Source organism: Streptomyces sp. NPDC048001 (genome assembly GCF_043203115.1).
GTDB classification, from domain to species: domain Bacteria; phylum Actinomycetota; class Actinomycetes; order Streptomycetales; family Streptomycetaceae; genus Streptomyces; species Streptomyces sanyensis.
The window spans coordinates 122815-146195 of record NZ_JBIDBN010000015.1 but is presented as its reverse complement, the minus strand read 5'-3'; the positions used below and the strand labels follow the sequence as shown (position 1 = coordinate 146195).

The following is a 23381-nucleotide window of genomic DNA, read 5'->3' as shown; positions in this document are numbered from 1 at the left end:
GCTCCCGCAACCCCGAAAGATCATCACGCTCAACGCCCACGGTCCTCGCAACTCCCACAGATCGCGGGTGTTGCGAGGACCGTTAGAACCCAAGGAGCGGGGGGCCTTCCGCGTTCCCCCCGGACGGCACCCCGGCGCGGCCCGCCCGCACCCCCGGGTCCGGCGGTGACCCGGGGGTGCGGCGCCGCGCGAGGGGTCCCGTCCGGCGCGGGGATCAGAACTGGACGTCGGAGCAGGCGTAGAACGCGTTGCCCGTGTCGTGCACGGTCCACACCGCCAGGATCAGATGGCGGCCGGACTTCCCGGGCAGCGTGCCGGAGTGCGACAGCGTCGCGGGCGGTTGCTGCCCCCCGTAGGGAACGGTCAGGAAGGGCTGCGACTCCAGGGCCGCGCGGGTGAGCGGCTGGGCGGGGTTCCACCCGTCCCTGGTGATGAAGTACCTGAAGTCGGTGGTGCGGTGGCGGGCGGTGAACTGCCAGCGGAACGTGTAGTTCTGCCGGGCGCCGACCCGGGTGGCCGGCCAGGCGCCGCCCCGCGGGTCGTCGAGCTGCGAGAAGCGGCCGTTGCCGCCCGCGCAGATCGTTCCGTCGGCCGGACCGCGGGCGGGGAAGCCCTTCGGGCCCTCGACGCTCTGCGGTTCCCACTGGATCGAACCGCAGCCGGTCACGGTCCGGTTGGCGCAGAGTTTCTGGCGGCTGATGGGGGAGTCGGTGTAGCCGTGGCTGCTGGCGCTGCCGGTGGCGAGCACGGTCGTGCCCGCCACGGCGAGGCCGACCAGGGCCGCACCCATCTTCTTTCGCATGCTGGCTCCAGGAAGGGACGTGGGGAGTGCCTTGCGGTGCACGCGTGCGGTGGAACGCATTCCGGTCTAGACCAAGTCCCAATGTATTGAGCCCCGTTAAGCATGTCCATACCAATCACGGAGCCTCTGCCGCGCCCGCCCTTCCGGTGTAGAAGGCAACGGTCAGGTCCTTCACCAGCGCCTTGCGCTCGTAGTCCTCCCGATCGACCAGGCCCCGGTCCGTCAGCCGCCCCACGGCGTCCTCGACGGCGTCCACGACCGAGGTCAGCACGGCGTCGCGGTGCCGCGCGTCGATCGCGGCGATCTGCCGCCGCTGGACCGCCTCGGCCACCTCGGGCGCGTAGTCGACCACCACCGGCTGGGCGGTGAAGACCTCGACGCCCACCGGGGCGCACTGCGCGGCCAGCGTCTCCGTCAGCGCGGCGCCCACCGCGCGGGCGTCCCGGAGCGTCGGGACGGCCTCCCCGAAGCCGTCCGCCGGAAGCTGCGAGAGCACCCGGGCCGTCGCCGACTCCACCTGCTCGGCCAGGTACTCCTCGTGGTCCTCCACCCCGAGCGCCGCCCGCACCGTGTCGGCCACCCGCCACACCACCAGGACCACCACCCGCAGGGCCGTGCCGTCGGCGTCGTGCACGGGCATCGGATCGCTGCGCCAGTGGCGCAGCCGCACGTCGATCCTCCGGCGCAGCACCAGCGGGCTCACCCAGACCAGTCCCGTGCGCCGCACGCTCCCCCGGTAGTCGCCGAAGAGGGTGAGCACCCAGGCATGGCCGACGCGCCCGCGGCCCAGGCCGCCCAGGCCGAACAGGGCCAGCAGCACTCCCAGGGCGAGCAGGCACCAGACGCCGAGCCCGATCCCCTGGTACGGCGGCGGGCTGACGCCGAGCACCCGGCCCGCCATGCCGGGCACCGCCCCCGTCCCCCACAGCAGCACACCGATCCCCGCGAGCGAGAAGGCCCCCGCCACCAGCCCGATCCAGCCGGGCAGCACCGGACCGGGCCGCTCGGTCAGCCGCGGGTCCACGACCGGGACGGTGCCCGGGTCGGGCGCGGCCTTCGGCCGCGCCGCCGGACCGGACCGCGCCGCGCCGGGGCCCGCGACCGGGTGCCCCGCCGCGCTCACCCGGGGCTGCTCACCGGTGCCCATCCGGCGGTTGATCACCGAGGCCCGGCGGGCCGGGGCGAGGGCCGGGGGCACGTCGTCGTCCCGGAAGAGCAGGTGGATCGGGATCTCGGTGGTCGTCTCGCTCGCGATCACCGGACTGCGCCGGACCGGCTCGGCGGCGGGCGCCTTCTCCACGGCGGCCGGGGGCTCCTCGGGGTCCGCGGACGCCTCAGGCGCCCCGCCGCCCCCCACCGCGGGCGCCGAAGGAGACGGCCCGGGGGCGTCGGGCACGGGACGGGGGGCCGCGGGCGCCAGGGTCGCGGCCTCGGACCGGAGCGCGGGGCCGTCGGGCGGGACCGGGCCTTCCGGTTCCGGCATCGTGCTGTTCATGGCGCCTCGCCTTCCTTCGATGGGCAGTGGCCGGCAGTGGCCGTGTGCGGGGGCCGGCGGAGGGCGGGGACGGGCCCGCCCTCCGCCGGCCCCGGGTCAGCGGGCGGCGAAGAGCCGCCGCCAGGTCTCGGGCCCGGGGTAGCCGTCGGCCGCGGTGCCGCGCCAGCCCTGCGCCGACTGGAACTCCTGGACGTTGCGCCGGTCGGCCTCGGACCAGCGCGGCGAGGGCCCCACGGCGTAGTGGCGCCCGTAGCCGCGCAGGACCAGCTGCTGCCCGAGCCGGGTGACGTGGTCGTTGGACCGCCCGGTGCGGAAGTGCTCCCGCCCGGGGAAGGACGGCGCCTGGGCGGGCGGGCCCGCGGTCACGGCCGGGGCGATGTCCTTGCCCTCCCCGTCCACCAGCAGCCGCCAGGTGTGGGGGCCGGGCAGTCCGTCGGCCTCGGCGCCGCGCCAGCCCTGCGCGAGCTGGAAGGCCTCGGTCGCCCGCCGGTCCGCCTCGGACCACTGCGGCCCGGGCCCCTCCTGGTAGAAGCGCTTGCCGCCCCGGGCCACCAGCATTTCACCGAGCCGGGTGACATGGGCGTTGTTCGCGCCGGGGCCGAAGGAGGCCGCGCCGGGGAAGGGGGTCGCCGCGCTCTCGGCTCCGCCGGTGGTGGCGGTCACGCCCTTGTAGCGGTAGGCGACGTAGCTGGCCGAGTTGTTCCAGTAGGCCATGGGCGTGGCCTGCCGCCGGGTCCGCGGCTTGGTCTGCTCGTAGGCCACGTAGGACGTGTGGGTGTAGTCGGTCCAGCCGCCGAAGATCGTCACATGGGAGCCGGAGGTGGGGTCGGCGGGGTTGTGGAAGAGCAGGATGTCGCCCGGCTGGAGGTCCTCGCGGGCGATCCGGTCCCCGAACCTGGCGAGACTGCCGGTCCATTCGTTGCTGCCGAGGTCCCAGGCCATCGAGACGTAGCCGGAGCAGTCCTGGCGGTATCCGTCGGTCCAGTACGCCGTCATGCTGTACGGGACCTTGGCGGCGACCCACAGCTTGGCGCGGTTGATGATCTCGGCCCGGGTCGTGGTCTTCAGCTGGGAGGCCACGACCGGCTTCCCGGCGGGGCCGTGCAGCGGCCCCGCACTCCCCTGCTCGGTGGGCGGCAGCGGGTCCGCCGCGGGGGTGACGGGCCGGACGGCCCCCGGGGCGGACGCGGCGGCCGCCCCGGCCCCGCCCAGGACCACCCCGGCGGCGGTCACCAGCACCAGCGCGCGGCGGCAGCCGTGCGCGGACGGGTGGGCTCCCGCGGCCAGGGCCCGGCGGGCCTGCGCGCATCCGGCGCAGTCGCACTCCCCGCCCGGCTCGTACTCCTCGAAGACCGGCACGGCCATACGCCTCGCCTCCCCAATCGCAATCGGCAAGATCCTCTGACGGTGTTTCACGGGCGCCAGTGTCCCAACCGAACGGACAAAACGCATTTTGACGGATCAACCAATAAAAACCATGATCTGACCGGCATCGGCGCGGCGGACGGCTCCGTGCCGCCCACCCGGCCGGTACGGAGCACCCCCCGCCGTCGGGTAGAGTTCTCCAGGTCAGCAGGCGCCGCTAGCTCAGTTGGTTAGAGCAGCTGACTCTTAATCAGCGGGTCCGGGGTTCGAGTCCCTGGCGGCGCACGCACACCGAGGCTCCTCTCGTTCGACGAGAGGAGCCTCGTTCGTGTGCCCGCACGAAGCGGGAGGGGTTCCGGCGGCGGGGACCGCCGGGCCGGCCGGTCCGGTCAGTCGGAGTCCGAGCGGCGGCGGCGCACGCTGCGGACGGCGAAGACGACGGCCGCGACCGCGGCCAGCACCAGCCCGACGACCGCCTGGGTCCGGCTCGGCCCGGCGTCCTCCGGGTCCACCGCGGCGACGGGCGCGGCGACCGCGACCGCGCCGCCGGGCGCCCGCCCGGCCGGGGCGGCCGGCGGGGGCGCGGGAGCCGCGGGGGTGCGGTGCGCGGCGGGATGATGCGCGCGACGGGCCTCCGGCCGCTGCGCGGACCGCCCCGAGGGGTCCGCGAAGGGGGAGGCCGCCGGCGGCAGGAGGACGGCCCGCCCCGCACGACCGCCGCACATCGCCGCCGCCCGCAGCGCGCCCGGCCAGGACTCCGGACCGGGCCGCACGGCGGCCGGGGGGCGCAGGCCGTCCGGCCGGGACGGACGGCGGACGGCGGCGGGCAGGAGAGCGGCCGGCGCGGCCGTCTGCGCACAGGACGCGGCCCCGGCGCGGGGCGCACCGCCGGACTCCGGGGCGGCGGACTCAGGGGCGGCCGGCGCCGGAGGGGCGTCGGCCCCCCGGGCGGCGGCCGGGGAGGGCGGGGCGAGGGGCATCAGGACGAGGACGGCGGCCGCGCCGACCGAACCCAGGGCAATCGAACCTGCACGCATCGTGAACCTCCTGCTTCCGCCAGGGTCACGCCTGCCGTCCGATTCCGCATCCGCGGGACCCGCCCGGCCCCGCGGGCGGGTCCGGGGACGGCCTCAGACCCGGTCGACGAGGTCCGCGATGGAGTCCACGATCGTGGACGGGCGGAAGGGGTAGCGGTCCACGTCCGCCGGGGTGGTGAGACCGGTCAGCACCAGGAAGGTCTCCATGCCGGCCTCCAGGCCGGCGAGCACGTCCGTGTCCATCCGGTCGCCGATCATCGCGCTGCTCTCGGAGTGCGCACCGATCGCGTTGAGACCGGTGCGCATCATCAGCGGGTTGGGCTTGCCCGCGAAGTACGGTTCCTTGCCGGTCGCCTTGGTGATCAGCGCCGCGACGCTGCCCGTGGCCGGCAGGGGGCCCTCGGTGGACGGCCCGGTCTCGTCCGGGTTGGTGCAGATGAACCGGGCACCGCCGTTGATCAGCCGGATCGCCTTGGTCAGCGATTCGAAGCTGTAGGTGCGGGTCTCGCCCAGGACCACGTAGTCCGGTTCGTGGTCGGTGAGCACGTAGCCGATGTCGTGCAGGGCCGTGGTCAGGCCCGCCTCGCCGATGACGTACGCGGTGCCGCCGGGGCGCTGGTCGTCCAGGAAGCGGGCGGTGGCCAGCGCGGAGGTCCAGATGTTCTCCACGGGCACGTCCAGCCCCATCCGCGCGAGACGGGCGTGCAGGTCCCGTGCCGTGTAGATGGAGTTGTTCGTGAGCACCAGGAAGGGCTTGCCGGTCTCCCTGAGCTTCTTGACGAAGGCGTCCGCGCCGGGGATCGGCACGCCCTCGTGGATGAGGACGCCGTCCATGTCGGTCAGCCAGGACTCGATCGGCTTGCGCTCTGCCATGTGGGCGGACTCCTGCCGTGCATACGTCGATACGTGAGAAGGACGCCGCGACAGCGCTGTGGCGACACCGCTCACCCTAAGGCCTTCCCCGCAACCGGACCCCGGCCGGTCGGCGGGGAACCTGAGGTCGCGGGCGGTCCACGGGCACGGCGCGGAAGCCCGCGGCGCGGGCTTCGGGCCCCTCTCCGCGGGGCGGCCCGGCGGCGGGGAGTGCGGCCGCTTCCGCTCAGCGGCGGCGCTGCGACCGCAGTCGGCGGGAGAGCAGCAGCAGGGCGGCGCCCCCGCCCGCGGCGGTCACGGCGACCGCGGCCAGGACCCGGGCGGCCGGACCGGGACCCGTGGTCGCCAGCTCGTCCGGGGCGAACGGCACGGGCGGGCGCGCGGCCGGGCTCTGCACGGGGCGCGGGGCCGGATCGGCCCCCGGGCTCTTCGTGCCCCCGCCGGGGGCGTCCGCCGGGCCGGTGCCGGAGGCCGTGGGGGCGGGCGGCGCGGGCTCGGCCGGGGTGACGGCGAGGCGGTAGTCGTCGGACTCCCCGACCCAGTCGCCGTCGTCCCCCTTGCGCTGGACCACGGCCGCGCTGACGGTGACGTCACCCGGGGCGGTGGTGGCGGCGAGGGAGAACCTGACCTGCACGGCGACCGTCCGCCCGGCGGGCACCACGAAGCCGCGGAACCCGTCGTCGAACGCACCGACCAGCTCCTCCTCCTCGGTGCGCTCCAGGGCCACGGGCCGCCAGCGGCCGGCGTCGGCATCGCGGAACTCGACGGCCACGCCCTCGGGGCGCAGCGGCCCGGCGGAGCCGGCGAGGACCACGACGGGGTGCAGATGGTGGCACTGCTCGGGCGTGGTGTTGGTCATCTCCAGCCGCCACCGGCTGAAGCCCGAGCCCGCGCGCACGGTCTCGGGACCGCCGCGGATGCGGGCCCGGATCGGGAAGTCGGGGTCGCCGTCCCTGCCGCAGGTGGGCTGCTGGTCCGCGGGGCGCGCGGCGCCCTGGTCGCCGGCGCGGGGCGCCGGGCGGTCGTCGTCCGCGGTGGCGGGGACCGCCGGCAGGACGGTCGCCGCGATCGCGGCGACCGCACAGGCGGACGGGAGGGCGAGGGCGTTGCGGAGTCGCATCGGGGGGCCTTTGCTTGCTCGCGTGCTGCCGGGGGGTGACCGGGCCGGGGTCCGGGGGGACAGGCCCATCGTTGCCCCGAGCGCCCGGTTGCCGCGGCCCGGATACCGCCGAACAGCGGCGGACCGCCCTCCGTGCCGGGGACCCCCCGCCCCGGCGGAAGCCCCGGGGCGCGGGGGATCCGCGGCGGCGGCGAGGAGGCGCGCCGGGATCAGGCGGGGCGGCCGAAGAGAGGGGCGAGCACGAGGTGGGCCGCGCCCTCGGCCACGGTGTCCGCTCCGGCGGGCACCGCGGCGACCGGCACCGGGCCCCGGGCCGCCACGGCCCGGGCCACCCCGGCGGTGAACACCTCCGGGGCGGCGGCCACGGTCCGGCCGCCGAGCAGCACCCGGTCGATGTCGAGCAGGGCCACCAGGTTGGCCGCGCCGGTGCCGAGGACCCGCGCGGCCTCCGGGAGGTCGCCCCGGTCGACCGCCGCGAGGCACAGCGCTTCGAGGCAGCCCCGGCCGCCGCAGCCGCACACGGGGCCGTCGAGCCGGACCACCTGGTGGCCGAACTCCCCCGCCCCGGTGCGCGAGCCCCGGTAGGGCGCGCCGCCGAGCACGAGGCCGGCGCCGAGGCCGGTGCCCAGGTGGAGGTAGGCGAAGGAGTCGCCCGGGCCGCGCAGGGCGAGCCCGAGGGCGGCCGCGTTGGTGTCCTTGTCGAGGACCACCGGCAGGCCCAGCCGGGCGGCGAGCTCCTCGCGCAGGGGGTGGCCCTCCCACTCGGGGAAGCCGGTGACCCTCCCGGGGACGCCGGAGCGGTGGTCGAGCGGCCCCGGCATGGCGGCCCCGGCACCGAGGACCCGCGGCGGGCGCCCGCCGGCGGGGACACGGGCCGCGGCGTCCCCGAGCAGCGCGCCCACCGCGTCCGCGGCGGCGGCGATCACCCGCCCGGCGCCCGCGCCCAGGTCCAGCGGGCCCCGCCGGGAGGCGACGGGCGTGCCGGAGAGGTCGAGCAGCACGGCTGTCAGCTCGTCGCGGTCGAGGTGGAGGCCGACGGCGTGGGCCGCGGACGGCACCAGGCCGAGGACCGTGCGGGGCTTGCCCCCGGTGGAGGCCCGCCGGCCCGCCTCGGCGACCGTGCCGTCCGCACGGAGCCGCCCGACGATCTTGCTGACGGCCTGGGGCGTGAGGCCGGTGCGCTCGGCCAGCTCCACACGGCTGATGCCCTGCGCACCGGCCGTGCGCAGCAGGTCCAGGACGAGGGCCGTGTTGTGGCTGCGCAGGGCCGTCAGACCGGCCCCGGCCGGGGCCCCGGCGGGCAGGGTGAGGCCGCCCGGCGGACCCTGCCGCCGGGCGGCGCCCGGTGCCCCGCCCCTGCCGGTCCCCGCCGTACCCGTCCCCGCCTCTTGCGGCCGCTCAGTCGTCACCCTCCCATTCTGCGGTGCGCTTGCACTTTGGCAACAGCGTTGCTTAAGTGGCCTCCATGACCGGACCCGGCACTCCCCTGCGCGTCGGGCTCGTGGGCTACGGCCTGGCGGGCTCCGTCTTCCACGCCCCGCTGATCACCACCACCCCCGGGATGGTTCTCGACACGGTCGTCACCTCCCGGGCGGAGCGCCGGGCCGCCGCCCGCGCCGCGCTCGGCGACCGGATCCGCTTCGCCGCCCGTCCCGAGGAGCTGTGGGAGCGGGCCGGGGCGCTCGACCTCGTCGTCATCGCCTCCCCGAACCGGACGCATGTGCCGATCGCCACGGCCGCCCTGCGGGCCGGGCTCCCGGTGGTCGTCGACAAGCCGATGGCCGGGACGGCCGCCGAGGCGCGTGCCCTCGGGGTCCTCGCCGAGGAGCGGGGCCTCGCCCTCTCGGTCTTCCACAACCGCCGCTGGGACAACGACTTCCTCACCCTGCGCGGCCTGCTCGCCGACGGCGCCCTGGGCGAGGTGCGGCGCTTCGAGTCCCGCTTCGAGCGCTGGCGCCCCGAGCCGAAGGGCGGCTGGCGCGAGTCGGGCGACCCCGCGGACCTGGGCGGGCTGCTGTACGACCTCGGCAGCCACCTCGTCGACCAGGCCCTGACGCTCTTCGGACCCGCCGTCCGGGTGTACGCGGAGGCCGATGTGCGGCGGCCCGGCGCGGAGGCCGACGACGACACCTTCCTCGCGCTCACCCACGCGGGCGGCGTCCGCTCCCACCTGTACATGAACGCCGCGGCCGCGCAGCTCGGCCCGCGGTTCCGTGTGCTCGGCTCACGCACCGGGTACGTGAAGTACGGACTCGACCCCCAGGAGGCCGACCTGCGTGCCGGGAGGCTGCCGGGCGGGGGCAGGCCCTGGGGCGCCGAGCCCGAGTCGCTCCGGGGCCGCCTGGGCTCCGGGGAGTCCCCCGCGACCGGCGGGGGCGCCCCGGTGCCGACCCTGCCGGGCGACTACCCCGCGTACTACGCGGCCGTCGCCGCGGCCGTGCGCGGCGAGGGCCCGGTCCCGGTGACCGCCGGACAGGCGGCGGCCGCCCTCGACGTCCTGGAAGCCGCCGGCCGTTCCGCCAGGGACGGCGTGACCGTGGAGATCGACAGATGACCGGTACGACGCCGACGGAGCACCCGTCCGCCGACGAGATCACCGAGCAGGAGCGGCGCCTGACGCTGCGCCGCTTCAGCAACGAGGACGCCTGGAGGCTGGGCAGCCTGCTGGTGGAGATGGCCCACCTGCGGCGCGCTCCGGTCGCGATCGACATCCGCCGGGGAGCCCAGCAGCTGTTCCACGCGGCGCTGACCGGTTCCAGCGCCGACAACGACGCCTGGATCGACCGCAAGCGGCGGGTGGTCGAGCGCTACGGAGTCAGCTCCTACCTGGTCGGGGCCCGGTACCGGGAGAAGGGCGTCTCCTTCGAGGAGTCCTCCCGGCTCGACCCCGCCCGCTACGCCGCGCACGGCGGTTCGTTCCCGATCAACGTCGAGGGTGTGGGCCTGGTGGGCTCGGTGACGGTCTCCGGTCTGCCGCAGGCCGAGGACCACGCCATGGTGGTGGAGGCGCTGGAGCGCTTCGCCGCCCACGCGGACGGCTCCAGCGGCGTGGCGGGCCCCCCGTCCTGACACCGCGGGCGCGCCGCGAGCCCGGGCGGGTGCCGCCCGGGCCGCGGCGGCGCAGGACGCCCCGCACGGGGGACGCCCTGCGCGTGCCCTACGCCCCCTTGAGCTGCTGGCGCTGGCGGCCGAGGCCCTCGACCTCCAGCTCCACCACGTCGCCCGGCCGCAGATAGGGCTTGGGCTCGGGCCGGCCCATCGCCACCCCGGCCGGGGTGCCCGTGTTGATCACGTCGCCCGGGTGGAGCGTCATGAAGCGGCTCAGATAGCGGACGACCTCGGCCACCGGGAAGATCTGGTCGGCGGTGGAGCCGTCCTGCTTGAGCTCGCCGTTGACCCACAGCCGCAGGCCCAGGGCCTGGGGGTCCGGGACCTCGTCGGCGGTGACCAGCCAGGGGCCGAGGGGGTTGAAGGTCTCGCAGTTCTTGCCCTTGTCCCAGGTGCCGCCGCGCTCGATCTGGAACTCGCGCTCGGACACGTCGTGCGAGACCGCGTATCCGGCCACATGGGCGAGTGCGTCCTCGTCGTCGCCCAGGTACCGGGCCGTGCGCCCGATGACCACGGCGAGCTCCGCCTCCCAGTCCGTCTTGCGGCTGCCGCGCGGCACGAGCACGGTGTCCTCCGGGCCGACGACCGTGTCGGCGGCCTTGAGGAAGACCACCGGCTCGGCCGGGGGCTCGGCCCCGGTCTCCGCGGCGTGGTCGTGGTAGTTCAGGCCGATGCAGACGACCTTGCCCACCCGGGCGAGCGGCGGTCCGATCCGGAGCCCGGCAGGGTCCAGCGGGGGCAGCACGCCCGCGCCGGCCGCGGCCCGGATCCGGTCGAGCGCGGACGCGTCCGCGAGCAGCGCCCCGTCGATGTCGTCGACGAGCTGGGACAGGTCGCGCAGGGTGGCGCCGTCCGGGTCGAGCAGGGCGGGGCGCTCCGCACCCGCCGGACCGACACGCAGCAGCTTCATGGGTTGTCTCCCCTGTTCCGTGACCGCCCCGGACCGACGGGTGCGGCCGTCGGGGACCGGGGGGTCGGATGATCCTCCAAGAGGCCCGACGGCTCCGCAAGACCCTGTTCACCACCTGGACCACGGCCGGGTGGGGGCGGAGCGTGCCCCGGCCCGCCCGAACCGCTCCCGCCCGGCCCGTCAGGCCCGCTCCCGCCCGGCCCGTCAGGCCTGCGCCGGGGCCTCGGGGGCGGCCGCGTCGCGGTACAGCCAGGCGCGCTCGGCCACGGTCCAGGTGGTGCTGGTGACGACGTAGAGCGCGGCCGCGAGCGGGACGACGGCCACCGTGACCAGGGTCGCGAAGGACAGCAGCGGCATGACCCTGAGCATCGCACCGAGACCGGGCGGCTGGTCCGCGACCGGGGCGGGGGCGGCGGCCAGCTGCCTGCGGGTGGTGCGGTAGCCGAACACCGCCACGACGGCGACCAGAACGAAGACCGCCAGGTACACCGTTCCGCCGGGCCCGAGGAGACCGCCGCCGGCGAGCGCGTCGGCCCAGCGGCCGCCGAGCGGGGCGCCGAACAGGCCGTGGTCGAGCAGCGCGTTGGCCTCGCCGCCGATCCGGTCGCTGGAGAACAGCTGGTACATCAGGAAGAACGCCGGCAGCTGGAGCAGCGCGGGCAGGCAGCCGGCCAGCGGGGAGACCTTCTCCCGCGCGTACAGCTCCAGGACGGCGCGCCGCAGGCGCTCCGGGTCCCTCCCGTGCTTCTTGCGCAGCTCGGCGACGCGGGGCGCGAGCCGGGTACGGGCACGGGCTCCGCGGGCCGCGGCCCGGGCGAGCGGGTGGGCGGCGAGGCGGACCAGGGCGGTGAAGACCACGATGGCCGCCGCGGTGGCGGACGCCGCGAAGAGCGGCTGGAGCAGCTCGGCGAGGCGCTCGACCAGCGAGGCGAAGGCGGGCAGGGGGGAGACGGACATGGCTGGGCCCTTCCGGAAGGAGGTCTCGTCGTGCCGGGTGGTGACGCGGAATCGGCGGGACGGCCCGGAGGGCGGGACGGGGTGCGCCGGCGCACGGAGACCTCGGGTGTCCGTGGCGGGGCGGCCCCGGGGCCTACGGAGCGTCAGGCTCCGCGGCGGGGTGCGGGAAGCGCTTCCCGGAAGGTCCGGCGTCTGCCGGACCCGGGAGCCCTACGCGGCCGTCGGGACGGGACGGCCGGGGGCCCGGGGCCTGGTGCGGCCCCGGGAGTCGGGATCGCGCTGGGGGAGGAAGGCGGTGCGCCGCGCCCGGTCGCGCAGTGCGGTGCGGACCCGGGTGCGCGGCACCGCCGGGACGCGTCGGGCCCCGAGCGCCACGCAGACGACGAGGGCGGAGCCCGCGGCGGCGGTCGCGGTCGCGGCGAGCGCGAGGGCCGTCGTCAGGCCGTCGCCGTCGACGAGATGGGCACCGGCGAGGAGCAGCAGCAGGAGCAGCCCGGGCAGGCGGATCGGGCGCGGCACACCGCGGAGCATCGCGCCCTCCTTCTCCCGCACGCCGTTCCCTCGGACCGGTCGGCCCCTCGTCCTTGTACACGATCAGGCGCCGGGCCCGGTTCCCGCCGCCGGGCGGACGAGACGGGGCACGCGCTGTGACGTACCCCACGCCCGGCGGCTCCCCGCACCCGGCAGCGCCCCTGCCTGGGGCGATACCACTCCCCCTCCGGCGTCGCGCGGTGCGGCCGGACGACCCCCACCGCGGCCCCCCGCACCGCCGCCGCACGGCAGTACGGTGTGGGGCATGCGCCCCGACACCCCCGCCGACCACACCGCCGAAGCCGAGCGCCTGCTGCGGACCGCCGAGAGGTACCCGGAGGACGACGAGCAGCTGCTGCTCCAGGCCGCCGCCCATCTGGAACTCGCCGGTGAACGCGAGCGCGCCTCCGGGCTCTACGACCGCCTGCTGGCGGCCGATCCGGAGCATCCGCAGCTGGTCAAGGCGCTCCAGGCGGCCAACCTCTGGGAGTACGGGCACGAGGCGGAGGCCCGTGCGCTGATCGCGGGCATCCGCATCGCCGCCCCGCCGCAGCCCGCGCCCTGGGAGGTCGTCGCCGAGACGCTGGAGGCCCACGACGAGCTGGAGGCCGCCCACGCCTGCTACGACGAGGCGCTCGCGCTGCTGCTGCCGCAGGACGGAGAGGTGCCCTACGCGGCCCGCACCCTGCTGACGGGCCGCCACCGGGTGCGGCGGCTCCAGGGCCGCGAGCACGACGCGCACGACGCGCTCGCGGACCGCGTCCACGCCTCCCGCACGCCGGACGTCAGCCTCGACGAGCTCCACGACCCGGGGCGCCTGTGGGCGCTGGGCTCGGACAACCCGGAGGAGCTCCGGGCGGAGATCGCGCGGCTGCGGTCGGAGCTGGGCTCCTACCGCTCGGCCCTGTCACGGCCCTTCCCCGTGGCGGTCCTGCACTGGTCGGAGCCGGAGCTGGCCGAACTGCTGGCGGCCTACCCGGAGCTGGCCGCCGAGTACCCCTCGCACGAGGCGCATCTGGCGACGATCGAGTCCTCGCTGCGGGACCTGGCGGCCACCGGGACGGAGAACCTCGGCGTCGTCACCGGCACGCTCCCCTCCTACGAGGCGTTCGCCGCCTCGGAGTCCGCCTCGCCCGCCGCGGTCTCGCTGCTCCCGCAGTACGCCACGACGCTCGCCGCCCGCGGGCGCGCGGCGGCCTGGCCCCCCGCGCAGGGCGCCCGGTGCTGGTGCGGCGCGGACGGCGCCTACCGGGACTGCCACGGCCGCTGAGCGGCCGGTGCCGTGCGCGGCGCGCCCCCGGAACCGGTGCGGTTCCGGGGGCGCGCGGCATCCGCGGTCAGGGGCGCAGCAGCAGCACGTTGCCCAGGGAGCGCTCGCCCGTCGCGTCCGAGGGGCGGTTGACGATCCCGGCGTCGGCGGTCGCCATCACACTGGAACCGCCGCCGTCGAGGTTCATCGCCTCGCGGGCGCCCAGGCGGTGCATCAGCTCGGCGGCCTGGGCGACGCCGAGGCCCTCGCTGTACCCGGCCCGGCGTCCGTCGACGACCACCAGCATCAGGCGGCCGGCGCCGTCGACACCGATCATGGACCGGGGGTTGGCGCGCACCGTCCAGTTGTAGGTGAAGGTCTGGTCCGCACCCTGGCGCACCACCCCGTCGGCGACGGCGTTCACGGACACCCTGCCGTCCCGCACCATCGTCGGACCGACCTGGAGGACGGTGGTGTCCGGGGTGAGGGCGACGCGGCGGCCGGAGCCGTCCTCGACGCGCTCCTCCACGGTGAGCCGGGTGCCGGGCACCGCGTGCTCGCGCAGCCACCGGGCGCTCTCCCCGAGGGCCTGCACGGTGGACCCCCCGGCGGGCACGGCGGTCCCGCGCGTGCCGTTCAGGGCGAGGACGGTGCCCTGTGCGTCGAGCACGGCCTCGGCTCCGGCGCCGGAGGGCGTGGGGGCGCCCCATTCGGGTGTGAAGCGGACCAGTTCGCTGGGGTCGGTGCAGCGCAGGTCGTGCTGGGCGAGTTCGGTGGGCAGGTCGCCGCCGACTCCGCCGCAGTTCCACACGACGCCCGGGGGCCGGTTGACGCCGTCGACCTCGGCGGCCGCCGCGCCGGCGCGGAGCGTCACACGGGCGGTGAAGGTGTCGACGTCGACCGAGCGCCCGCCGGTGATCCTGATGCCGGCCCGGCCCCGGGTGGCGGAGCCGATCAGCCGGCCGTCCTTCACATACAGCCCGGCGGGTGCCCCGTCGTAGAACCACTGGCCGTTGATCCCGGCGATCGCGTCGGAGGCGCCGAGCAGTTCGGTGAGCTTCTCGGTGCCCTTCAGCGAGGGGCCGAAGTCGGTCTCCAGCCGGCCGCCGAAGCGGGTGAAGTCCACCCGCAGCACATGGACCTGCTGCGGTGCTCCGGCGTCGTCGCCGTCCTGGGCCGTGTAGCGGGTGCCGCCCGCGAAGCCGCTCTTCCTCACCCGGGCCAGCTCCGCCACCGCGTCCGCCTCGGCGGCGTGGCTGCCGACCCGCACCGTCCAGCCGAGCCTCCCGGCCGGGCGGTCGGCGAAGGCCGGGGCCCGGACCTCGTCGACGCGGGGTGTGAACCCCGCGGCCCGCAGCGCCGCCGCGACCCTGTCGGCGGTGGCCCGCGGGCCGAGGGCGGTGCGGGCGGAGGCGAGGGGGCCGTCCGGCGTCGCCGGCAGGTTCACCTGTACGGTCCACCGGTCGCCCGGGTCGCGGCTGCCCAGGGCGTAGGTGCTCAGGAGCACCCCGGGGGCCACCGCCCTGGTGCTGACGGCCGCGCCGGGCAGGCGGGGCGCGGCGGAGCGCGCCCGGGGAGCGCCCGCACCCTCGGCGTTCGGCGCCGCCACCGCCCGGTTCTCCGCTGATTCCGCCCCGCCGAGGGCCACCATCGTGCCCGCCACCACTCCGGCCGCCGCCAGGAGGGAGAGTGCCTTCGTCCGCATGTGCGCCTCCGCTCGTCGGAACTGTGCCACCGGGCAAGTCAACGAGCGGCGGATGTCGCAGGGTACAACTCCCGCGGCACGGCCGGCGAAGAACCTCCGGCGCTTCTCCTCCGGCGTCCGCACCGCGGCCCTCCGCGGAGGGCCGCGGTGCGGGCGGCCCTGCGCCGGGCCCCGGACGGGACGGACCGCGGGCCCCGGTGAACACCGGGGCCCCGCGGTCCGTACTCAAGGGCACCTCCCCCAAGAGGCTGGGCGCGTGACCGTCGGGCAGGGACGGTCACGCGCCCGGCTGCTGCTCCCGGCAGGCCCGGTACGCGGACGGCCCGCCCTCCGCCGCCGGGGCGTCCGGCACCGGCCGCTCGTCCGCCCGCGGTCCGAACAGCCGGGGCAGCCCGGCCCGGTCGGACCCCACCTTGCGGAAGATGTCCGACAGCAGCCGGGTCACCATGGCGGGCTCGGCCCCGAGCGCCTCGGCCATCCGCTCGTCGGACCAGCCGAGCGCCGCCCACTCCGCGACGGTCCGCTCCTGGGCGGTGAGCGACTCCGATGCCGCCGTGCGCAGTTGCAGCGGCCACAGCCCGGCCTCGTCCAGCTCCTGGCGGGCCCTGGCCGCCAGCGCGTCCGCACCGCATTCCACCGCGCCCTCCAGTCCGCGGTGGAGCTGCTCGCCCGCCCGGTCCCGCAGCCCGGCTGCGCGCAGCGCGACGCCGTGGTCCACCAGGGCGCAGGCGAGGTCGTAGCCCGCGGGCGAGCGCTCCAGGTGCGCGACGGCGTCGGCCAGCAGCTCGATCCGTCCGGCCCCCTCGGTCACCGCGGCCATGGCGTGCAGCGCCTGCCCGATCGCCGACTGGGTGCCGAACCGGCGGGCCAGGTCCACTGCTTCGGAGGCCAGGGCGAGGGCCCGATCCGGGTCGTCGGTGGCGCGGGCCAGGTGCAGCCGCCAGGGACACCAGGCGGGGTTGCGCATGCCGCGCGGCTCCAGCCGCAGGCCCACGCGGGCCAGCTGCTGCTCCGCGTCCCGCCGCCTGCCCAGGGCGAGCAGCAGTTCGGCGTGCACGGTCTCGGCGTCCGGGTAGACTACGGCGCTCGGCACCACGTCGCCGTAGTGGTAGGCGGAGGCCACCTGGTGGGCTTCCTGGGTCCGGCCGCGGGCCAGCAGGACCTCGACGAGGATGCCGATGGCGAAGTACTGGGCGGGCACCATGTGGCCGACCCGGTCGGCGATCCTCAGCCCCGCCCGGACCAGGGTCTCGGCCTCGTCGAGGCGGCCGCGCCGGTAGCGGATGTAGCCGAGCAGGGTGAAGCCGAAGGACAGGTGGGCGCCTCGCCAGCCCTTGGTCTCGCACTCCTCGATGCCCTTGGTGAACAGTTCCTCGGCGCGTCCGGGCCGGTCGCAGTACATGAAGGTGAGCGCGACGAGGATCGGCACCTCGAAGCCCCACTGCTCGTCGGTCCAGCTGAGTCCCTCGCCCAGTGCCTCCTCCGCGTAGTGCAGGGCGGTGGCCGCGCTCTCGCCGCGGACCATCGCGTCCCAGGCGCGCAGGCCCAGGATGTACCGCTCGGCCAGTCCGCGGCCCGTGAGGTGCTCGGCGAGCCTGGCCAGCCGGCGCGAGCGGGACCGGGAGTCGGGCTCGTCGGCGCGGAAGGCGTTCCACATGAACTGCTCCGCCTGCATGTGCAGCCGGGTCCGGGCGTCCGTGGCGTCGCGGGCCGCCGCGGCGACCGTCTCGGCCGCCTCCGCCATCCGGTCCGAGTGGCCGAGCGCCTGGGCCAGCCGGTAGACGACGGCCTCGCGCAGCGACGGGGCGAGCACCGGCTCCTCCAGCGCGGCCCGCAGATGGTTCACGGTGGTCGCCGGTTCGGTCAGCAGTGCGGAGCAGCCCAGTTCGAACAGGACGTCGGCCCGCTCCTCCAGTGCGGGAGGTTCGCGCAGCGCCCGGGTCAGGCAGCGGCGGGCGGCCTCCGGGGCACCGGACCTGAGGTACTCGCGTGCGGCCTCGCGCAGCTGCCGCACCGCCCACGGGTCGCTCTCCGGATGCATCTCCAGCAGGTGCCGGGCCACCGTGGTCACGCCGAGACCCGCCCCCGAGACGACGGCCGCGGCCTGGCCGTGCATGGCGACGCGGAACGCCGCGGGTATGGCCCGGTAGACGGCCGTCGCCACCAGCGGGTGGAAGAACTCCAGCCGCCCGTCCGGAGCGTCCTCGGGCACGCCGTCCGCGTCGGTGGGCGCATCCGCCAGGATGCGGGCCTCGCGCAGCGCGGCGACGGCGTCCGCCGACTCCGCCTCGCCCAGGCCGCCGACGCTCGCGGCCAGGCTGCGGGTGGCCCCGGCGCCCAGCACGGCCGCACTCCAGGCGAAGCGCACGGCCGAGGTGCCGAGGCGCTCCAGCCGGTCCACCAGTCCGCTGCCCTTGACGGCGGAGGCCAACTCGCGCAGCTCGGGGACGTGGGCGGACTGCGGCTTGAGCCCGCGGTCGGCGACCTTGGCGGTGAGCTCGACGGTCTCGAAGGGGTTGCCGCCGGTGACCGCCCAGGTCTCGCGGCAGAAGCCGTCGTCGGCCTCCTCCCCCAGGGAGTCGCGGACCAGGCGCCCGACCGCGCCGGGGGTCAGCGGGACGAGTTCGTGGGGGTGCGAGCCGTTCCGCTCGGCCAGGCCGGCGAACGCGGCCGCGTCGGCGGGCAGTTCGTCGCTGCGGTAGGCGACGACCAGGAGCATCGGGAGCTCGCCGATCCGGGGCGCGAACCCGGTGAGCCAGGCCAGCGACTCCGCGTCCGCCCAGTGGGCGTCGTCGAGGACGACCACCAGGGGCGCGTGCTGCACGGCGAACCGGGTGGCGATCCAGTCCAGCCCGTCGCGGACGCCCTGCGGGTCGGGGCTGCCGTTCCCGCCCGCCACCAGGCCCATGGCCGGGGCGACGATGTCGTACCAGCTGCCGAGGAGTTCGCGGTGCTCGCGCTCGCTGGACGCGGCGAGCAGCGGCTGGACGAGCTGGCGGACCACGTGGAAGGCCACGCCCTGCTCCTGCTCGCCGCCGCGGGCGAGCAGGACCGTGCAGCCGCGCGCCACGGCCCTGCGGCGCACTTCGTTGAGGAGGGTCGTCTTGCCGAGTCCGGCCGGCCCGGCGAAGGCCAGCAGTCCGCCGTTGCCGCGCCCGGGCGACCCGGCGCCTGGCGCGCCGAGTTCGGTCAACAGCGCATCCACTGCCGCGAGTTCGGTGTCACGTTCCAGCAGCAGGCGCCGCGAGCGCCCCGGCCGGTCTCCCGTGTGGGCCACATCTGTTCCTTTGACCGTGAGGTGTCCATGGGGTCATGCGAGGTCGGGCGTCCGGGTGCCCCGGCGGTGGATCCGGCCGGCCGGCGGGTGCGGTGGTGGAGCGGGGCGGGGGCCTTGCGTTGCGGTGGTCGGGGGTTCGCCGGTGGTCGTGCGGTCGGTGCGGGGCGGTGGGCCGGACGGCGGTCGGGTCGGGTCGGTCGGGCAGGGTGGTCGGGCAGGGTGGGGCGCACTCGTGCGCGCCGGGCGCGTACCACGTGGCGCGGGCACATGTGCCCCCTGCGTAGCGTACGGCCACCAGGACGTTGCGTGACCCCGTGTACCTGTTCCGGCCACGGGAGCCATGGGGATCTGGTAGCAACGGGGCGGGCGCACGGGTCGTGCGCGCCCGGTGCCCGCGCCCGGATGACGATGCCTCGGAATCCCCTGGTGCCTCACCCGTCACAGAAGCCCTCGCCACCGGGCGCGCGAGCCCGATCCGGCGGTGCTTCACACCACTTGGCCCGCCCCGCATGCTCCCCTACCGGCGACGGGACGCCTAGCCTCCATGAGGCCGAGTCCCGCCCCTGGCACGGGCGGACCGGTGGGGCCCTCCCACCGGAGGCGCGTCCCGCCCGGGATCACCGGGGGGACGGCGGCGGACGCGGCGGACCGCACCACCGCCCGGTGGAGCGGCGCGAGAAGTCTGGGGGAGCGATGGCGAACGCGATGGACACCGAAAGCACCGCCGGTATCGGGGGCTCCGGAGGCACCCGCGGCACCCGCAAGGCCCTGACGGACCCGACGCGCCGGACGGCGGCCGTCAGGATCCCCTTCCCCGCGCGGCTGAGCCCGCACGCGGAGCGTGCCCGCCGCCACACCCTCGTCTGGCTGCTGGAGACCGGCATGCTGGACGGCGACGCGGCCACCGCCGAGTACGATGCCCTCCGCCTGGAGCGGCTGATGGCCTACTTCTATCCCGACGCCAAGGCCACCGACCTGGAACTGGCGGCGGACTTCAACGCCTGGTTCTTCATCTTCGACGACCAGTTCGACGGCAGCCTGGGGCTGCGCCCGCGGGCCGTCGAACGCCTGGTGGACCTGCTCGGCCGGACGATGGACCCCGCGGGCCCGCTGCCCCGCCCGCGCCCGGAGCCCGGCCGGGAGGACACCGAACCGTCCCTGGTGCGCGGCTTCAGGGACATCTGGCTGCGCTCCACCACCGGGGCACCGGCCGCATGGCGCCGGAGGTTCCGGGGCCACTGGCTCGCCTACATGGCGGCCCACCGGGACGAGGCGCTCAACCGCAGTGCGACGGTGCTGCCGGGGCTCGACCGGTTCCTGGAGGTCCGGCGGCACTCCATCGGGGTCCAGCCGTGCCTGGACTTCACCGAGCGGTGCGGAGGCTACGCCCTGCCCGACGCCCTCCACGGCGGCTCGCCCCTGCGGGAGATGCGGCGGATCACCTCCGACGTGGTGATATTCGTCAACGACATCGTCTCCCTGGGCAAGGAGCTCGCCGCGGGCGACGTGAACAACAGCGTCGTGATCCTGCGCGAGGAGCTCGGCTGCACCCTGGACGAGGCGGTGGAGCGGATCGCCCGGCGCGCCAACACCTGCTGCGCGCGCTTCGCGGAGCTGGCCGCCGCCCTCCCCGGGACACTGGCCGCGGCCGGTGCCCCGGCCGAGCTCAGGGGGCATGTGGAGCACTACGTCGAGGGCATGGGGCACCTGATGGCGGGCAACCTGGCCTGGTCGCTGGCGACCTCCCGCTACGACGAGCAGGGCGTGGCGGCGGTGAGCGGGGGGCGGCAGCGGCCCTGGGCGCACCTGGTCGCGGAGCGCGACGGCCCGGCGGCGGACGGGGACGCGGCGACCGCCGGGGGGCGGGCGGGCGCGGCCCGGCGCGACGGGGGCTGAGCCCGGAGCGGGCCACCGGCCCGGTGGCCCGCTCCGCGGCAGCGGCAGCGGCGGCGGGGCCGGTCAGCCGCCCAGGGCGTGCGCCACGGTGTAGATCGCCAGCCCGGCCAGCGCTCCGACGACCGTGCCGTTGATCCGGATGAACTGGAGGTCCCGGCCGATGTGCGCCTCGATCTTGCGCGAGGTGTGCTCGGCGTCCCACCCGGCCACCGTCTCCGAGATCAGCGAGGTGATCTCGGAGCGGTAGGTGGTCACCACGTACACCGCCGCGTCCTCCAGCCAGCCGTCGACCTTCGCCTGCAGCCGGGTGTCGGTGGCCAGCCGCGCGCCCAGCGACAGCAGCGAGGCCCGGGCGCGCAGGCGCAGCTCGCTGCGGTCGTCCTCCGCCGCCGAGATGACCATGGTCCGCACCGCGGACCAGGCCGACGCGATGACGTCCTGCACCTCGGAGCGCGCGAGCAGCTCGGACTTCAGGCGCTCGACGCGCTCCCGCGTCCTCGTGTCGGACTGGAGGTCGGAGGCGAAGTCGGCGAGGAAGCGGTCGATGGCTCCCCTGGCGGGGTGGCCGGGCATGTCCCGCATCTCGGTGACGAAGCGGAGCAGCTCCCGGTAGACCCGCTCGCCGACCTTGCGGTCGACGAACCGGGGCGTCCAGCCCGGGGCGCCGCCCTCGACGGCCCCCATGACGGAGTCCGCGTGCAGCACCAGCCAGTCGTGGGCCCGGGCGCAGACCAGGTCCACCGCGCGGTGGTGCGCCCCGTCGGCGACGACCTTCTGCAGGGTCCGGCCCACGCCGGGGGCGATCTCGACGGCCTCGGCCCGCCGGGTGACGGCCTCGCCGACCACGGCCTGGACGTCGGAGTCCCGCAGCACGGTGAGCGCCCCGCGCAGGGCGGTGGCCAGCTCGGCGGTGACCCGGTCCGCATGGGCGGGCTCGGAGAGCCAGCCGCCGAGGCGGGAGCCGATGCCGAGGGCGCCGAGGCGGGTGCGCACGACGTCCTCGGAGAGGAAGTTCTCCCCGACGAAGGAGCCCAGCGACGCACCGAGCTGGTCCTTCTTGCTCGGGATGATCGCGGTGTGCGGGATGGGCAGCCCCAGGGGACGGCGGAAGAGCGCCGTGACGGCGAACCAGTCGGCGAGGGCGCCGACCATGCCCGCCTCGGCCGCGGCGGCGACGTACCCGGCCCAGGGGCCGGCCCCCGCGTTCCGGGCCCAGGTGGCGAGGGCGAAGACCAGGGCCACGAACAGCAGCAGCCCGGTGGCCGTGGCCTTCATTCGGCGCACGCCGCGGCGCTTCTCCTCGTCGGCGGCGGTGTAGGCGAAGCCGGGCAGGGTCCGCGGCCGGGGCCCGGCCGGGTCCTCCGCGGGGGCGGCGGCGACCGCCGCGGGAGCGGCCGCCTCCGCGGCCCGCGGAGGCGGCGCGTCCCGCGCCCCGGCCCCGGCCCCGGACTCCCGTGCCCCCTCCGCCGGACCCGGGGAACCGCGGCCGGAGACCCGGGCCACTGCGGTGCCGGACCCCTCCGGTCCGGGCGGGGGCGCCACGGCGCCGGAGGGGCCCACGGCCCATGTGTGCGCCCCCGGCGGCCCGCCCGCCCCGGGCGCCTCCCCGGAACCGTCGCCGCCGGGATCGTCCCGTCCTGTGCGTTCCATGCGCTCCACCCGTCCGCGCGTACGTACCCGTGGGGTCCCGTACGCATTGTCCCTCCCTGGAGGACTCCCGGGCGCCACGCCGAGTTCCCGGGACGTGCCGGATGATGTGTGCATGGAGAAGCGACAAGGTCTTCCGGGCACGGCGCGCCTCGCCGCGCTCCTCGCCGCCGCGGCCCTCATCGGCACCGGTGTCCACCTCGGCGCCGACACCCTGCGGCGGGACCCGGCCCCGCGCACGCCCCCCGAGGCCGCTGCGGCATGGGTCGGCACCTGGACCGCGAGCCCCGTCGCCGCGGCCGCCCCCGACGGCCCGGTCGGCTCCCCGGCCGGACCCGGCGGACGCACCGTGCGCAACGTCCTCCACACCAGCATCGGCGGCACCGCCGCCCGTATCACCCTCTCCAACCTGTTCGGCACCGCACCGCTGGACGTCTCCTCCGTCACCCTCGCCGTGCGAGCCCCCGGCGGCGGCGCCGGGGCCGCCCTCGGCACCCTGCGCCGGGTCCCCTTCGCCGGGCGGCACACCGCGACCATAGCCCCCGGAGAACTGCTGGTCAGCGACCCCGTCGCGCTGGGCGTCCCGCACGACGGCGACCTGATGGTCAGCATCCACACGCCGGCCGCCGACGCCGGCGCCACCACCCATCCCCGGGCGCTCCAGACCTCCTACGTCGCCGAGGGCGACCGGACCCGCGAGACCTCCGGGAGCGCCTTCACCTTCCGGACGCCGTCCTGGCACCACGTGACCGCCGTCGACGTGCTGACCTCGGAGGCCCGCGGCGCGGTCGTCGCCGTCGGCGACTCCCTCACGGACGGCTCGGCCTCCACCCATGGCGCCAACGCCCGCTGGCCGGACCACCTCTCCGACCGGCTGGGCGGCCGGTACTCCGTGCTGAACGCGGGCATCAGCGGGAACCGGCTCCTCACCGAGGACCGCGGGCCCGGCGCGCTCGACCGGCTCGACCGCGACGTCCTCGGCCGCTCCGGGGTGCGGACGGTGATCGTGGCGGTCGGCATCAACGACCTGCTGCGCTCGCCCGAGGCGCCACCGGCGGCGGAGGTCGTCGCCGGCTACCGGCGGCTCGCCGACCGCGCCCGTGCACGCGGGCTGCGCGTGGTCGGCGCCACCCTCGCCCCCTGCGGGGGGCACCGGGACTGCTCGGCCGCGGTCCGGGCGGCCCGGACGGAGATCAACGAGGCGGTACGCCGGGGAGACATCTTCGACGCGGTGGCCGACTTCGACCGCGCACTGCGCGACCCCGATGACCCGGAGCGACTGGCGGCCGCCTACGACGGCGGCGACCACCTGCACCCCGGCGACGCGGGCTGCGCGCGGATGAGCGAGGCGGTCGACCCGGCGGCCTTGTGACCCGGGCCCCGGCGAAGGCCGCCCTCAGGGACGGCCG

General features: G+C 76.5%; 18 protein-coding genes and 1 tRNA gene. 6 read left to right on the top strand and 13 right to left on the bottom strand.

The features are described from left to right. Positions 1-214: 214 nt before the first annotated feature. From ACGF15_RS26030 to ACGF15_RS26020, 3 genes are all read right to left on the bottom strand, one after another. Positions 215-802, bottom strand: a complete 588-nt coding sequence (locus ACGF15_RS26030; protein WP_392802361.1) for a lytic polysaccharide monooxygenase — start codon at positions 800-802, stop codon at positions 215-217. A 115-nt stretch (positions 803-917) separates the two neighbouring features. Beyond that, a complete protein-coding gene (locus tag ACGF15_RS26025; RefSeq protein ID WP_345611065.1) occupies positions 918-2297 on the bottom strand; it encodes an SPFH domain-containing protein in 1380 nt (459 codons plus the stop codon). A 96-nt stretch (positions 2298-2393) separates the two neighbouring features. Continuing rightward, positions 2394-3662, bottom strand: a complete 1269-nt coding sequence (locus ACGF15_RS26020) for a peptidoglycan-binding protein (protein WP_345611068.1) — start codon at positions 3660-3662, stop codon at positions 2394-2396. 211 nt (positions 3663-3873) lie between these two features. Between ACGF15_RS26020 and ACGF15_RS26015 the strand changes: the two genes are divergently transcribed. Beyond that, positions 3874-3947, top strand: a tRNA-Lys gene (locus ACGF15_RS26015). Positions 3948-4051: 104 nt separating this feature from the next. On the opposite strand, the gene ACGF15_RS26010 is transcribed toward ACGF15_RS26015, so the two are convergent. The 4 genes from ACGF15_RS26010 to ACGF15_RS25995 form a co-directional block, all read right to left on the bottom strand. Further along, positions 4052-4699, bottom strand: coding sequence for a hypothetical protein (locus ACGF15_RS26010; RefSeq protein ID WP_392802356.1), 648 nt, complete (start codon positions 4697-4699; stop codon positions 4052-4054). A gap of 93 nt (positions 4700-4792) precedes the next feature. Next, positions 4793-5572, bottom strand: coding sequence for an HAD-IIA family hydrolase (locus ACGF15_RS26005; protein ID WP_345611075.1), 780 nt, complete (start codon positions 5570-5572; stop codon positions 4793-4795). Positions 5573-5798: 226 nt separating this feature from the next. Next, positions 5799-6692 (bottom strand): hypothetical protein, encoded by an 894-nt coding sequence (locus tag ACGF15_RS26000; RefSeq protein ID WP_392802353.1) that lies wholly within the window; start codon positions 6690-6692, stop codon positions 5799-5801. 209 nt (positions 6693-6901) lie between these two features. Beyond that, the gene (locus tag ACGF15_RS25995) at positions 6902-8101 is read right to left on the bottom strand and encodes an ROK family protein (RefSeq protein ID WP_392802350.1); all 1200 of its coding nucleotides are present in this window, start codon (positions 8099-8101) and stop codon (positions 6902-6904) included. 56 nt (positions 8102-8157) lie between these two features. On the opposite strand from ACGF15_RS25995, the gene ACGF15_RS25990 reads away from it, so the two are divergent. Together ACGF15_RS25990 and ACGF15_RS25985 are read left to right on the top strand one after the other, a co-directional pair. Then, on the top strand, positions 8158-9246 hold the full coding sequence (locus ACGF15_RS25990; RefSeq protein WP_392802347.1) for a Gfo/Idh/MocA family oxidoreductase: 1089 nt from the start codon (positions 8158-8160) through the stop codon (positions 9244-9246). Next, positions 9243-9761, top strand: coding sequence for a heme-degrading domain-containing protein (locus ACGF15_RS25985; RefSeq protein WP_345611081.1), 519 nt, complete (start codon positions 9243-9245; stop codon positions 9759-9761). Before ACGF15_RS25990 ends, ACGF15_RS25985 begins: the two co-directional genes overlap by 4 nt. An 88-nt stretch (positions 9762-9849) precedes the next feature. Here ACGF15_RS25985 and ACGF15_RS25980 read toward each other — a convergent pair whose 3' ends face one another. The 3 genes from ACGF15_RS25980 to ACGF15_RS25970 all read right to left on the bottom strand — a co-directional run bounded on the left by ACGF15_RS25980 (position 9850) and on the right by ACGF15_RS25970 (position 12198). Then, positions 9850-10710 (bottom strand): fumarylacetoacetate hydrolase family protein, encoded by an 861-nt coding sequence (locus ACGF15_RS25980; RefSeq protein WP_362614227.1) that lies wholly within the window; start codon positions 10708-10710, stop codon positions 9850-9852. A 204-nt stretch (positions 10711-10914) separates the two neighbouring features. Beyond that, complete coding sequence (gene yidC / locus ACGF15_RS25975) at positions 10915-11667, bottom strand: membrane protein insertase YidC (RefSeq protein ID WP_345611086.1); 753 nt, start codon at positions 11665-11667, stop codon at positions 10915-10917. Between the two features lie 210 nt (positions 11668-11877). After that, positions 11878-12198, bottom strand: a complete 321-nt coding sequence (locus ACGF15_RS25970) for a DUF6412 domain-containing protein (protein ID WP_345611090.1) — start codon at positions 12196-12198, stop codon at positions 11878-11880. A 265-nt stretch (positions 12199-12463) separates the two neighbouring features. On the opposite strand from ACGF15_RS25970, the gene ACGF15_RS25965 reads away from it, so the two are divergent. Next, complete coding sequence (locus tag ACGF15_RS25965; RefSeq protein WP_345611095.1) at positions 12464-13468, top strand: hypothetical protein; 1005 nt, start codon at positions 12464-12466, stop codon at positions 13466-13468. A 67-nt stretch (positions 13469-13535) separates the two neighbouring features. On the opposite strand, the gene ACGF15_RS25960 is transcribed toward ACGF15_RS25965, so the two are convergent. Both ACGF15_RS25960 and ACGF15_RS25955 read right to left on the bottom strand, forming a co-directional pair. Further along, positions 13536-15152, bottom strand: a complete 1617-nt coding sequence (locus ACGF15_RS25960; protein WP_362614220.1) for a phosphodiester glycosidase family protein — start codon at positions 15150-15152, stop codon at positions 13536-13538. A gap of 277 nt (positions 15153-15429) precedes the next feature. Beyond that, positions 15430-18429, bottom strand: coding sequence for an ATP-binding protein (locus ACGF15_RS25955; RefSeq protein ID WP_392802340.1), 3000 nt, complete (start codon positions 18427-18429; stop codon positions 15430-15432). Between the two features lie 705 nt (positions 18430-19134). On the opposite strand from ACGF15_RS25955, the gene ACGF15_RS25950 reads away from it, so the two are divergent. Next, positions 19135-20325 (top strand): isoafricanol synthase, encoded by a 1191-nt coding sequence (locus tag ACGF15_RS25950; protein ID WP_392802337.1) that lies wholly within the window; start codon positions 19135-19137, stop codon positions 20323-20325. Between the two features lie 63 nt (positions 20326-20388). On the opposite strand, the gene ACGF15_RS25945 is transcribed toward ACGF15_RS25950, so the two are convergent. After that, on the bottom strand, positions 20389-21975 hold the full coding sequence (locus ACGF15_RS25945; protein ID WP_392802334.1) for a DUF445 domain-containing protein: 1587 nt from the start codon (positions 21973-21975) through the stop codon (positions 20389-20391). Positions 21976-22087: 112 nt separating this feature from the next. Here ACGF15_RS25945 and ACGF15_RS25940 point away from each other — a divergent pair, with 112 nt between their 5' ends. Next, entirely contained in the window at positions 22088-23344 is a 1257-nt protein-coding gene (locus ACGF15_RS25940) for a GDSL-type esterase/lipase family protein (protein WP_392802331.1), read from the top strand. Positions 23345-23381 lie beyond the last annotated feature (37 nt).